The 12,531-nt window shown below is 64.2% G+C and carries 11 protein-coding genes; 7 read left to right on the forward strand and 4 right to left on the reverse strand.

Annotated elements, in window-relative coordinates:
* Nucleotides 1-290: 290 nt before the first annotated feature.
* Complete coding sequence (locus ACZBJS_RS17035; protein ID WP_076827004.1) at nucleotides 291-1,724, forward strand: aldehyde dehydrogenase family protein; 1,434 nt, start codon at nucleotides 291-293, stop codon at nucleotides 1,722-1,724.
* Nucleotides 1,725-1,943: 219 nt separating this feature from the next.
* Here ACZBJS_RS17035 and ACZBJS_RS17040 read toward each other — a convergent pair whose 3' ends face one another.
* Nucleotides 1,944-2,906, reverse strand: a complete 963-nt coding sequence (locus tag ACZBJS_RS17040) for an SMP-30/gluconolactonase/LRE family protein (RefSeq protein WP_076827002.1) — start codon at nucleotides 2,904-2,906, stop codon at nucleotides 1,944-1,946.
* Nucleotides 2,907-3,019: 113 nt separating this feature from the next.
* Between ACZBJS_RS17040 and ACZBJS_RS17045 the strand changes: the two genes are divergently transcribed.
* Entirely contained in the window at nucleotides 3,020-3,841 is an 822-nt protein-coding gene (locus ACZBJS_RS17045; RefSeq protein ID WP_316397727.1) for an NAD-dependent epimerase/dehydratase family protein, read from the forward strand.
* Here ACZBJS_RS17045 and ACZBJS_RS17050 read toward each other — a convergent pair whose 3' ends face one another.
* Both ACZBJS_RS17050 and ACZBJS_RS17055 read right to left on the reverse strand, forming a co-directional pair.
* A complete protein-coding gene (locus tag ACZBJS_RS17050) occupies nucleotides 3,842-4,408 on the reverse strand; it encodes an invasion associated locus B family protein (RefSeq protein ID WP_141340326.1) in 567 nt (188 codons plus the stop codon). It abuts the gene before it with no gap.
* Between the two features lie 34 nt (nucleotides 4,409-4,442).
* The gene (locus ACZBJS_RS17055; RefSeq protein WP_057017495.1) at nucleotides 4,443-5,135 is read right to left on the reverse strand and encodes a GntR family transcriptional regulator; all 693 of its coding nucleotides are present in this window, start codon (nucleotides 5,133-5,135) and stop codon (nucleotides 4,443-4,445) included.
* A 172-nt stretch (nucleotides 5,136-5,307) separates the two neighbouring features.
* Between ACZBJS_RS17055 and ACZBJS_RS17060 the strand changes: the two genes are divergently transcribed.
* The 4 genes from ACZBJS_RS17060 (at nucleotide 5,308) to ACZBJS_RS17075 (ending at nucleotide 10,242) form a co-directional block, all read left to right on the forward strand.
* The gene (locus tag ACZBJS_RS17060) at nucleotides 5,308-7,011 is read left to right on the forward strand and encodes an IlvD/Edd family dehydratase (protein ID WP_316397730.1); all 1,704 of its coding nucleotides are present in this window, start codon (nucleotides 5,308-5,310) and stop codon (nucleotides 7,009-7,011) included.
* Between the two features lie 154 nt (nucleotides 7,012-7,165).
* Entirely contained in the window at nucleotides 7,166-8,167 is a 1,002-nt protein-coding gene (locus tag ACZBJS_RS17065) for a TRAP transporter substrate-binding protein (RefSeq protein WP_057017493.1), read from the forward strand.
* A 153-nt stretch (nucleotides 8,168-8,320) separates the two neighbouring features.
* Complete coding sequence (locus tag ACZBJS_RS17070; protein ID WP_076826996.1) at nucleotides 8,321-8,905, forward strand: TRAP transporter small permease; 585 nt, start codon at nucleotides 8,321-8,323, stop codon at nucleotides 8,903-8,905.
* Entirely contained in the window at nucleotides 8,902-10,242 is a 1,341-nt protein-coding gene (locus ACZBJS_RS17075) for a TRAP transporter large permease (RefSeq protein WP_316397731.1), read from the forward strand. The genes ACZBJS_RS17070 and ACZBJS_RS17075 overlap by 4 nt, the downstream gene beginning before the upstream one ends.
* Before the next feature lie 8 nt (nucleotides 10,243-10,250).
* Here ACZBJS_RS17075 and ACZBJS_RS17080 read toward each other — a convergent pair whose 3' ends face one another.
* The gene (locus ACZBJS_RS17080) at nucleotides 10,251-11,045 is read right to left on the reverse strand and encodes an enoyl-CoA hydratase/isomerase family protein (protein WP_057017572.1); all 795 of its coding nucleotides are present in this window, start codon (nucleotides 11,043-11,045) and stop codon (nucleotides 10,251-10,253) included.
* A gap of 250 nt (nucleotides 11,046-11,295) precedes the next feature.
* Here ACZBJS_RS17080 and ACZBJS_RS17085 point away from each other — a divergent pair, with 250 nt between their 5' ends.
* Nucleotides 11,296-12,519, forward strand: a complete 1,224-nt coding sequence (locus tag ACZBJS_RS17085) for an NAD(P)/FAD-dependent oxidoreductase (RefSeq protein WP_463438914.1) — start codon at nucleotides 11,296-11,298, stop codon at nucleotides 12,517-12,519.
* The last annotated feature ends 12 nt before the right edge of the window (nucleotides 12,520-12,531 follow it).

Here is a 12,531-nt window from a genome sequence, read left to right on the forward strand (position 1 = left end):
CACATCGTCGTCCCGGCGAAGGCCGGGACCCATTACCACAACTGGCAGCAAGTAAACGCGACTCGTTCTAACAGCACCCTTTACCAATTGCCGGCGGAGTTTATGGGCCCCGGCCTTCGCCGGGGCGACGAGACCAACCTTGCCACCTGCGCGATAGCGACATTATATGCTGTTCGCGCGCACGAGCCGCGTCCCGCATATGGCGGGTTCAATTCGCCGGGCTTTCGTGCAAGGATGCCTGCCGAACGCTTTCGTTCCCCATTCCATACGCCCCGTACAAGAGGTTTCCGATGGTCAATCGCATGCAATTCTACATCGACGGCGCCTGGGTCGATCCCGTCGTCAAAGGCAAGTCCACCCCGGTCGTCAATCCGGCGACCGAAGAAGCGATGTATGAGATTGCGCTCGGCTCCAAGGCCGATGTCGACAAGGCAGTCGCCGCCGCCAAGCGCGCCTTCGAGACCTTTTCCCGGACCAGCCGCGAGGAGCGCGTCGCGCTGCTCACCAAGATCGTCGAGGTCTACAAGGGCCGCATGAAGGAGATCGGCGCGGCCGTCTCCGACGAAATGGGCGCGCCGTTGCCGATGGCCGAGAAGCTGCAGGCCGGCGCCGGCCTTGGCCACCTCATGAACACCCTCGAAGTGCTGAAGAAGTACGAGTTCGAGGAGACCATGGGCACCGCCGTGATCGTGCGCGAGCCGGTCGGCGTCGTCGGCATGATCACGCCCTGGAACTGGCCGCTCAACCAGATCGCCTGCAAGGTCGCGCCCGCGCTTGCCGCCGGCTGCACCATGATCCTGAAGCCGTCGGAGTTCACTCCGACCTCGGCGCTGATCTTCGCAGAAATCCTCCATGAAGCCGGCGTGCCGAAGGGCGTGTTCAACCTGCTCAACGGCCTCGGCCCGGAGGTGGGTGCCGCGATGAGCGAGCACCCGGACATCGACATGATCTCGTTCACCGGTTCGACCCGCGCCGGCGTCGACGTCGCCAAGCGTGCGGCGCCGACCGTGAAGCGCGTCAGCCAGGAGCTCGGCGGCAAGTCGCCGAACGTGATCCTCGACGGTGCCGACCTGACCAAGGCGGTGACCGGCGGCGTGATGCACATGTTCAACAACTCGGGCCAGTCCTGCAACGCGCCGTCGCGCATGATCGTGCCGCTCTCCAAGATGAAGGAAGTGGCCGCCATCGCGAAGGGCGTTGCCGACAAGACCAAGGCCGGCGATCCGCGTGCCGACGGCACGACGATCGGTCCGGTGGTCAACCGCGGCCAGTGGGACAAGATCCAGGCGCTGATCCAGAAGGGCATCGACGAGGGCGCAACGCTCGTCGCCGGCGGCCCGGGCCTGCCCGAGGGCGTCAACAAGGGCTTCTATGTCCGTCCGACCATCTTCGCCGACGTCACCAACGACATGACGATCGCCCGCGAAGAGATCTTCGGACCGGTGCTGACCATCCTCGGCGCCAAGGACGAAGCCGACGCGGTGAAGATCGCCAACGACACGCCGTATGGTCTCGCCGGTTACGTCTCCGCCGACACCGTGGAAACCGCGCGCCGCGTCGGCCGCCAGATCCGCGCCGGCAACGTCAACCTGCAGGGCGTGCCGAACGAGCGCACCGCGCCGTTCGGTGGCTACAAGCAGTCTGGCAACGGCCGCGAATGGGGCCGCTACGGTCTGGAAGAATATCTCGAGGCCAAGGCGGTCGCCGGCTACAACGCCGCGTAAGCCGAGCCACGAGAGACGCGACTTTTGGCGCCGGGGCAGGCAACTGCTCCGGCGTCAGCCATTTTGGGGGCGCAAGGTCTTGAAGAGTGCGAATCTTGCGAAGATGAAGGTTGCAGTCTCGCCGTCATTGCGAGCGAAGCGAAGCAAAGCAATCCATCTCTCCTCACGGGCGGACAGATGGATTGCTTCGTCGCTTCGCTCCTCGCAATGACGGCCGGGCTAACCGCCGAGCGCGCCTTGGGTGTTGACGTAGAGCGCATAGATCGACTGGCTCGCCGCCATGAACAGGCGGTTGCGCTTGACGCCACCGAAGCAGAGGTTGGCGCAGCGCTCCGGCAGCGCGATGCGGCCGATCATGACGCCGTCGGGCGCGAACACGACGACGCCGTCGAGTTCGGGATCACCCATGCCCCAGCCGCACCACAGATTGCCGTCGATGTCGCAGCGCATGCCGTCGGGCGTGCCCGGGCCGGCGTCGATGAAGACGCGCTTGTTGGAGATCGTCTTGCCGTCGGCTGCGACGTCATAGGCGAGGATCTTGCGGTTCGGCTCGCCGCGGGATTCGACGACGTAGAGGATCTTCTCGTTCGGCGAGAAGCACAGCCCGTTCGGCCCCAGCACGCCCTCGGCGACGATGGTGGCCTTGCCGGTTTCGGGATCGAGCCGGTAGACGTTGGGCTCGATCTCGGGATCGGCCTTGTAGCCTTCGTAGTTGCCGAGCAGGCCGAAGATCGGATCGGTGAACCAGATCGAACCGTCGGATTTCACCACGACGTCGTTCGGCGAGTTCAGCCGCTTGCCGCCGAAGGAGTCGATCAGCACCGTGATCGATCCGTCATATTCGGTGCGCACCACGCGGCGGCCGCCATGCTCGCAGGTGATCAGCCGGCCCCGGCGATCGCGGGTGTTGCCGTTGGCGAAGTTCGACGGCTTGCGGAAGATGCTGACCGCGCCGGTCTCTTCCTCCCATTTGAGGATGCGCTGGTTCGGGATGTCGCTGCACAACAGATAGCGGCCGTCGCCGAACCACACCGGACCTTCGGCCCAGCGCAGGCCGGTCGCGATGCGCTCGACGGCGGAGAGTTTCAGCCAGTATTTCTCGAAACGTGGATCGAGCGCGCGGATCGCGGGATCGGGATAGCAGGTCGCGGGACGCCAGCCGGCGGAATGAACATCGGACATTTGCTGTTCTCGTTGTTGTGTTTCGATGGTGTTTCCTTGAGCGCCTGGTTTGCTATCATTGTCGGCCTGCGACCGCAATTCGATCGCAGCAATCAGGAAAGAAGAGGGACGGCATGCCACGCATATTGATGACCGGCGCATCAGGGGGAATCGGAACGAGCCTGCGCAAGCTGCTGCCGCCGATCTATCCGGATCTCCTGCTGAGCGATATCAAGCAGCCCTCCGATCTCGGCAGCAACGAAAAGTTCAAGGCGGCCGATCTCGCCGACCTCGCACAGGTCGAGGCGATCTGCGAAGGCGTCGACGGCATTCTGCATTTCGGCGGCTATTCGGTCGAAGGCCCCTGGGACGCGATCCTGCAGTCCAACATCATCGGTTGCTACAATCTGTTCGAGGCGGCGCGCAAAAAGGGCGTCAAGCGCGTGATCTTCGCCTCATCCAATCACGCGGTCGGGTTCTATCCGCGTCATCACCGCATCGGCACCGACGTCACCGCGCGGCCGGACAGTCGCTATGGTGTGAGCAAGGTGTTCGGCGAAGGCGTCGGCGCGCTCTATGCCGACAAGCACGGCATCAAGGTCACGTGCCTCCGGATCGGCAATTTCGGCGAGGCGCCGCTCGACCACCGCAGGCTCTCGATCTGGCTCAAGCCGGAAGACCTCGTGCAGCTCTGCCGCATCGGGCTCGAGCATCCCGACATCCATTTCGAGGTGCTGTACGGCGCGTCCTACAATGAGCGCTCGTGGTGGGACAATCACTGCGCCTACGATCTCGGCTATCGTCCGACCGGAAGGGCTGAAGATTTCCGCGAGCACGCGATGGCCGAGCAGGCCAAGCTGCCGCCGGATCCGGTCGGCGACTATTACCAGGGCGGCGCGTTCTGCAGCATGGAGTTCGACGGCGACAAGGAGAGGGTGATCGACTGGAAGAAGTGATCAATCCTCGCATTGCGGCAGTTGCTTCACGGATTCGGTGTGCTGCTGCGCCTCCTTCGAACCTTGCCCGGATGTCTTGGGCGGGCTGCCGGGCCCGTCAAAGGTCTCGGCGAAGTGCGTGAGGGGAAAGGCGAGGCTTATGGTCTGCCCGGTGAGGTTCTTGGCTTCGACAGCGATCGTCTGCGCGTGCTTCAGCCGCTCGATCATTTCGCCGTCGGCCTCGAGCGTGCCGCCGCAGCCGAGCGTGTAACAATGCGGCCTCGCGATCTGGATCGGCTCGTCCTGATCGATGCGGAGGCTGATCGTGCCTTCCAGCATGGTCCGCGTTCCGACATTGGCGCTCACGATCGCGCGCTTGCTACTCTGCGGCGAGACGCTGAGTGTGCCGCCCGATGGTGAACACTGACCGCGCGCGGCGGCGCCGACGAAGCAGCTCGCCTCTGTCAGGCACGTCTTGGTCCAGGGCTCGTAGGTGAGCTGCGTCGCGCGCGGATCGGCCGCTTCGCCGACGCCGCCGAGCGCAAGCTGCACGGTGAACGATCCAAGGAATATAGCCACATAGCGCATCGCCGTCTCCTTCACGAGGAGGCCGCGTATCGCGCTATTGCGGCTTTTTGTCGTTGGAGATGCGGACGAGATAATCCGCCTTGCTGTACTGCATGTGATCGACGCAAAGCTGCGCCAGCGCCCAGCTGTCGCGGCCCTTCAAGAGCTCGATCATCAATTCGTGCTGGCGGCGCGACAATGCGAGGCCCTCGCTGTCGGCGAGATTCTTGGCGCGCATCGGCAGCGTCAGGTTCATGTAGTCCTGCAATGAGCGGACGAGGTAAGGATTGCCGCAGGCGGAAAACAGCGCGAGGTGGAACGCATCGTTGGTCTCGTGAATGCCGCGCATGTCCTGCGCCTCGGCCTTGATGCAGTAGTGCCGTTGCAGCTCGCTCAACTGGTCGATCAGGCTTTGCGGCGCGGGCAGGGCGATCATCAGCGCGGCCTGCCGCGTCAGCATCTCGCGCACCTCATAGATCTGCCGCACTTCCTCGGCCGAATAGAACCGCACCGTGGCGCCGACATTCTTCTCGCGCAGCACGATGCCCTGGCGCTCGAGCTGGAACAGGGCCTGGCGGACGAAATGCCGGCTCGCGCCGTAGCGCTGCATCAGGTTATCCTCGACCAGGCGCAAACCGGGCGCGAAGCGGCCGAAGATGATGTCCTCCTCCAGCCGGCGGATCACCTCCGCTTGTTCCTCCTCGCGCGAGGGGGCCTGGAGTTCGGGCAATGTGGGCTCGGCTGTCATGCGCTCTCGGCTTTGGATCGGTGCCTGAGGTCAGCATAGCGCCACGGTTATTGTCAATAATGGGGGCGATTTTGCCGCGGACCAGCCACCCGCCGCGACCGGATTATCTCATATTGACAATAATTCCTGCCGCTCCTTAAGTGCGGCCGAACAACCACGGGACGAGAAGAAAATGGCCGACGGACTTCGCAAGGGACTGACAAGCTATGGTGACGCCGGCTTCTCGCTGTTCCTGCGCAAGGCCTTCATCAAGGCGATGGGTTATTCGGACGATGCGCTCAATCGCCCGATCGTCGGCATCACCAACACCTACAGCGACTACAATCCCTGCCACGGCAACGTGCCTGACATCATCGAGGCCGTGAAGCGCGGCGTGATGCTGTCGGGTGCGATGCCGTTCGTGTTCCCGACCATCTCGATCGCCGAGAGCTTTGCGCATCCGACCTCGATGTATCTGCGCAACCTGATGGCGATGGATACCGAGGAGATGATCCGCGCCCAGCCGATGGATGCGGTGGTCGTGATCGGCGGCTGCGACAAGACCTTGCCGGCGCAGATCATGGCCGCGATCAGCGCCGATCTGCCGACCGTGGTGATTCCGGTCGGCCCGATGGTGGTCGGCCATCACAAGGGCGAGGTGCTCGGCGCCTGCACCGACTGCCGCAGGCTGTGGGGCAAGTATCGCGCCGGCGAGATCGACGACAACGAGATCGAGGCGGTGAACGGCCGCCTCGCGCCGTCGGTCGGCACCTGCATGGTGATGGGCACAGCCTCCACCATGGCCTGCATTACCGAGGCGCTCGGCCTGTCGCTGCCGATGAGCGCGACGATCCCGGCGCCGCATGCCGAACGCTTCCGCTCTGCGGAGGCCAGTGGCCGCGTCGCCGCCGAGATGGCGAAGACCAAGGGACCGAAGCCGAGCGAGATCCTGACGCCGTCGTCGTTCCGCAACGCCCAGGTCGTCATGCAGGCGATCGGCGGCTCGACCAACGGGCTGATCCACCTCACGGCGATCGCCAACCGCTCGCCGCACAAGATCGACCTCGAGGCGTTCGACAAGCTCGGCCGCGAGGTCCCCGTGCTGGTCGACCTCAAGCCGTCGGGCGAACACTACATGGAGCATTTCCATCACGCGGGTGGCGTGCCGAAGCTGATGGCGCAGCTCGGCGACCTGATCGATCTCGATGCCAAAACCATCACCGGCCAGACCTTGCGCGAGGTCGTCGCCAATGCCGAGGATGTGCCGGGGCAGGACGCGATCCGCTCCAAGGCGAACCCGATCAAATCCGAAGGCGCGATGGCGATCCTGCACGGCAATCTCGCGCCGCGCGGTGCCGTCATCAAGCAGTCGGCGGCGAGTCCGAAACTATTGCAGCACACCGGCCGCGCCGTGGTGTTCGAATCGGTCGAGGACATGACGCTGCGGGTCGACGATCCCGCGCTCGATGTCACCGCCGACGACGTGCTGGTGTTGCGCAATGCCGGCCCGAAGGGCGCGCCGGGCATGCCGGAGGCGGGTTACCTGCCGATCCCGAAGAAACTCGCGCGCGCCGGCGTGAAGGACATGGTCCGCATCTCCGATGCGCGGATGAGCGGCACCGCGTTCGGCACCATCGTGCTGCACATCACGCCGGAATCCGCGGTCGGCGGTCCGCTCGGGCTGGTGCGGAACGGCGACATGATCCGGCTCGATGTCGCCAAGCGCAGCATCGATCTGTTGGTCGACGAGGCCGAATTGCAGAAGCGCCGCGACGCGCTCGCGCCGGCCGGTTCGCCCGATTGGGCCAAGCGCGGCTACGCGCATCTCTTCAACGACACCATCCTGCAGGCCGACGAGGGCTGCGATTTCGACTTCATGCGCGCCAAGGGGAAGTAGCTTGCAAAGTTAGGCGCATCTGCTGAATTGTCGATAATTTCTGCGATGTGGTGCTCGTTGTCGCCTACGACGAGCTGATTGCCTCTGTTTTATTGACAATCCTGCGCGACTGGTGGGATGATCCCCCTCAATTAAAAACAGGGGGAACGTCGCGATGGGCTATTCAGCCAGGATCGTCGGGATTGCCATGGCCGCGGCAGCGCTGCTGCTTTCCGCGGGCGCCGGCGCGCAGGAAGTCAAGCACTACCGCTTCGCGCACGATCAGCAGCTCAACACCGGATACAGCGTGGCCTACGACATGTTCTCCGCCAAGCTCAAGGAGTTGAGCAAGGGGACCATGATCGTCGACCAGTATCCGGGAGCGCAGCTCGGACAGGAGCCGCAGCTGCTGCAGCTCGTGAAATCCGGAGACATTGAATTCGCCATCATCTCGTCGGCGAACACCGCGACTATCTCGCCGCAGGCCGGTGTGATGTCGCTGCATTTCCTATTCCGCGACGCCAACCATGTGGTGAAGGCCCTTGCCGATCAGAAGGTGATTGACGCGATCAAGGCGATGATCGACGACACGTCGCAAGGCCTTCATGTCATCGCGACGGGCAGCCAAGGCGTAAGAAGCATCTACGCCAGGAAGGAAATCCACAACGTCAGCGACCTCAAGGGTGTAAAGATTCGCGTTCAGGCGACGGCTACGGAAGACACGATCTTCCCGGCTTACGCCGCGCAAACCGTCCATATGCCGTTCGGCAGCGTGTACACGTCGCTGCAGACCGGCGTCGTCGAGGCGGCGGAAAACAGCGTGAATGTTTACCTCGTCAATAAGCACTACGAAGTCGCGCCGGTGCTCTCGATGACCGAGCATGAGGCCAACAATGCGCTGTTGTTCATCAGCGACAGGCTGTGGCAGAGCCTTTCAGCCGAGCAGAAGGCCTGGGTGACGACAGCGGCCGCCGAGGTGAGCGCCAAGGAGCCGGCGAAGGCGTTCGAACTGGAGAAGAATGCGGCTGCAAAACTGAAGTCATTCGGCGTCAAGGTGGTCGAGGATGTGGACAAGAAGAGCTTTACCGCGATCGCCGATCCCTATCTCGACAAGCTCGCCAAGGATCTCGGGCCGCATGCGGAGAAGATTAAGAATTTGATCCGCGCGGTCAACTAGCCCACTTCCTGCGTCGTCCCGGCGAAGGCCGGGACCCATACGCCGCGGCTCGTCCATTGAAGCACCGGGCGGCCGTTCTTTCTCAAAGCATCAGGCGCCGGTGGTTATGGGTCCCGGCCTTCGCCGGGACGACATACGAGGACGGAGCATTCGATGGCCATCGCCGACACACTGGTGCTGCAACGGCAGCGGCATCTGAAATGGCGGGCGCTCGACCGGCTCGAGCTGATCCTGATGATGCTGTGCGGCCTGCTGTGCTTCGGCTTCTCGCTGTCGGTGACCGCCGATATCGTCACCCGCACCATCGGTCATCCCTGGCTGTGGCTGCAGGAGGTGACCTCGACGCTGTTCATCTACGCGATCTTCATCGGGGCCGCGGTCGCGACACGGCGCAACGACCATCTCTATCTCACCGCGATCTCCGAAGCGCTGCATGGCAGGTCGCGGCTGATCGTCGAGATCGTCATCCGTCTGGTGGTGCTGGGTGTCGCCTTCTGCCTGGTCTGGTACGGCTATCAAAATTACCTCCGAGGCTTCGGCAGCTTCCGCCTGCCGTCCGGTACGCCGATCGCCTCGCTCTATGCGGTGATCCCGCTGTCCGGCATCCTGATCGGCCTGTTCACGATCGAGCAGCTCGTCAATGGGATCCGCAATGGCTTCGACCATCCGGAGCCGCCGGATGACCACCTTCCGATTCCTGCGATCGATACCCGCGCGACGACGGGAGTGCAGCCGTGAGCGCACCGGTCGTGCTTGCGCTGATGTCGTTCTGCTTCCTGTTCTTCGGCTATCTCGGCGTGCCCGTGCCGTTCTCGCTGATGGCTGGCGTGTTCGTCGGCGCAGTGCTATCAGACGTCTCGCTGGCGGCGATCATCCAGAAGGTCTTCGACGGCGTCGATTCCGAGGCGCTGCTTGCGATCCCGTTCTTCCTGCTGGTCGGCGAGCTCATGAGCTCCGCAAATGTCGTGGTCCGCATCGCCAATCTCTCGGTCTCGCTGGTCGGCCATATCAGGGGCGGGCTGTCGCAGGTCGTCGTCGTCTTCAGCATGTTCTTCTCGGAGATGTCCGGCTCGACCACCGCCGACGTCGCGGTCATGAGCCGGGCGCTCGGTGGGCCGATGCGGCGGGAAGGGTACGAGCCGGCCTTCATCGCCGCGATCATCGCCTCGGCGTCGACGATCGCAGCGCTGGTGCCGCCGAGCATCACGGCGGTCGTCTATGGCGCGGTCGGCAATGTCTCGATCGCCGGGCTGTTCATGGCCGGTGTGGTCCCCGGACTGATGATCGGCTTCGGGCTGATGATCTACTGCTACTTCTTCGGTCCCTCGGGCCTGCGCAAGCCGCGTGCGCCGCCGCGCCAGGTTGCGTTCGCCGCCGGTGACGCGGCGCTGCCGATGATGATCCCGGTGATCCTGCTGGGCGGCATCCTGACCGGCTGGTTCACGCCGACCGAGGCCGGCGTGGTCGCGGTCGCCTACATCATCGTCGTGGTGATCCCGGCGCTGAACCGCGGGCACCTGAAGAAGATCCCGTATGATTTCTGCCTCGCCGGCCTGATCTTCTCGCTGCCGCTGATCACGATCGGCGCGGCGAACGCGTTCGGCTGGATGCTGGCCTATCTGCGCGGCGCGATCTACATCGCCGACTGGATCACCTCGATCGCCGGTAACGACCCGCACCTCATCATGCTCTTGATGGTGTTGCTGTTCACCGTGGTCGGCGACTTCATCGAGCCGGTGCCGACCATCATCATCTTCATGCCGCTGGTCAACGCCTTGACCCAGGCCGGCGACATCAACGGCGTGCACATGGGCGTGGTGCTGATCGCAACGCTGGCGTTCGGCCTGATCACGCCGCCCTACGGGCTCGTGCTGCTGATGGCCTCGAAATTCGTCGGCATCAGTTTTGCAAAAGCGTTGCGGGCGGCGTTGCCGATCTATGTCGTGTTCCTGGTCACGATCTGCTTCACGATCTATTTTCCGAAGGTCGTGCTGTGGCTGCCCAAGCAGGTGATCCCGGAATCGGTCGGCTGCTTCAAGGCACCCGGCGGCACGGGGTACATTTGCCCGAACTAGCCAAACCTCTACTTCGACTTGCTGGTGAACTTCTTCACGGCGACGCGGAAATCGTCGGTATGCATCGCCGTGATGATCTTGTGTTCCTCGGCGTCGAGCTGCTGATTGGTCGGCGTGGTGGCGGCCTGATAGACCAGTGATTTGGTCCCCGCGATTGCGGCGGGCGGATTTTGCGCCAGACGCTCGGCGAGCTGCCGCGTCGCCGCCTTCAGCTCGGCCGCGGGGACGGTCTTGACGACGAGACCCCATTCATAGGCTTGCTGCGCGGTGAACCCATCCTCGGCCAGGAAAATCTGCAGCGCGCGGCGGGTACCGACCGTGCCGACGATGCCGACCGTGCTGCCGCCATCCGGCGATACGCCGATCTTGGCATAGGCGGGCGTGAAGCGGGCATCCTCTGCGGCGATACACAGGTCGGTCACGAACGCGAGGCCCATGCCGGCTCCGGCCGCCGAACCATGCACGCTGGATAGCACGATCTTCGGCATCCGCCGGACCGTCTCGATGAAGGCATGGTAGTGGTGAAGCATCTCGCCGACCACGGGGGCGACATTGTTGGCTTCGGTCGCGGCGCCGATGGTCTGCAAATCGCCACCGGCGCAGAAGGCGCGGCCTTCGCCCTCGATGACCAGTACGCGAACGTCCTTGTTGGCTTCGACCTCGGCACTGAGCTGCTCGAGCTTCTTGGCAATCGTCATGTCGATCGCGTTGAACGCGGCCGGCCGGTTCAGTGTGATGGTCGCGATGGCGCCGTCGATGCGGAGCAAAGCGGGGTCGGTGGCGGAGGGGGCGGGTGCTGGCATATTGAAGACCTTGGGCTTGTTGGTTCCGGACATTTAAGGCCTTGGCGGGAGCCGTGGCAATCCGGCCCGGGGGCCGCGGGCGCGCCCAGAATCGCCTGGGACCCCCTTGCATCGGTACGAGCCATGAGGCCAAATGGCGTGCGCCTTCGGTACGCAGACACGAGCGCTGTGGGGACGGGGCAAGCAAGCTAACATCGACAAGAGGAAACGGCATGGGTCACTCCTGCTCGCGCGTATTTGGGTTGTTCCGATGACAGGCTCGGTCATCATCGTCGGCGCCGGACACGCCGGCTTCCAGCTCGCGGCGTCGCTGCGCCAGGCCGGCTTCGCCGAGCGCGTCGCCCTGATCAATGACGAAGGCCATTTGCCGTATCAGCGGCCGCCGCTGTCGAAGGCCTATCTGAAAGGGACCGGCGGGCCCGAGAGCCTGATGTTCCGGCCCGACAAGTTCTACCAGGACAACAAGATCGAGCTGATCACCGATCGCGCCCATGCGATCGACCGCAATGCGCGGAAGGTGGCGCTCGCCTCCGGCGCGTCGCTCGATTACGGACACCTGGTGTTCGCAACCGGCGCGCGGAACCGGCTGCTGGATATCCCCAACGCCAAGCTCGACGCAGTCCGCTACCTGCGCATTCTGGATGAGAGCCAGGCGCTGCGCGACTTGATCGCGCCCGGCATGCGCGTCGTCGTGATCGGTGCGGGCTTCATCGGGCTCGAATTCGCCGCCACTGCCCGGGCCAAGGGCCTCGAGGTCGACGTGGTCGAGCTTGCCTCCCGCGTGATGGCGCGGGCGGTGACCGCGGAGATTTCCGAGTTCTCGCAATCCCGCCACAGCGCGGCCGGCATCCGGATTCACCTCGGGGTGCAGGTCACGGCGATCGAGGCCGATGGCGGCAAGGTTACCGGTGTCAGCCTGAGCAACGGCACGCATATCCCGGCCGACCTCGTCGTGGTCGGCGTCGGTGTGCTGCCGAATGTCGAGCTTGCGGCGGAGGCCGGGCTGCCGGTGGCATCCGGCATCATCGTCGACGAGCATCTGTTGACCGCCGATCCGAATGTCTCCGCGATCGGCGATTGCGCGCTCTACACCAGCAAACGCTTCGGCGGGTCGCTGCGGCTGGAGTCGGTGCAGAATGCGACCGACCATGCGCGCTGCGTGGCGTCGCGGCTGACCGGCAAGACCGAGGTCTATGACGGTCTGCCGTGGTTCTGGAGCGACCAGGGCCCCGACAAGCTGCAGATGGCGGGTCTCACCACCGGCTACGACCGCGTCGTAGTGCGCGGCGACCGCGCGCAGGGCGCGTTCTCGGCGTTCTGCTATCGCGGCGACAAGCTGCTCGGCATCGAATCGATCAATCGCGCCGGCGATCACATGTTCGGCCGCCGGCTGCTCGGCGCCGGCGGCTCGATCACGCCGGAGCAGGCGGCGGATGCGAGCTTCGACCTGAAGAGTGCGCTGGCGCAAATATAAGCAAGCGTCGTC

The sequence above is a fragment of the Bradyrhizobium sp. KZN70725 genome (assembly GCF_055264925.1).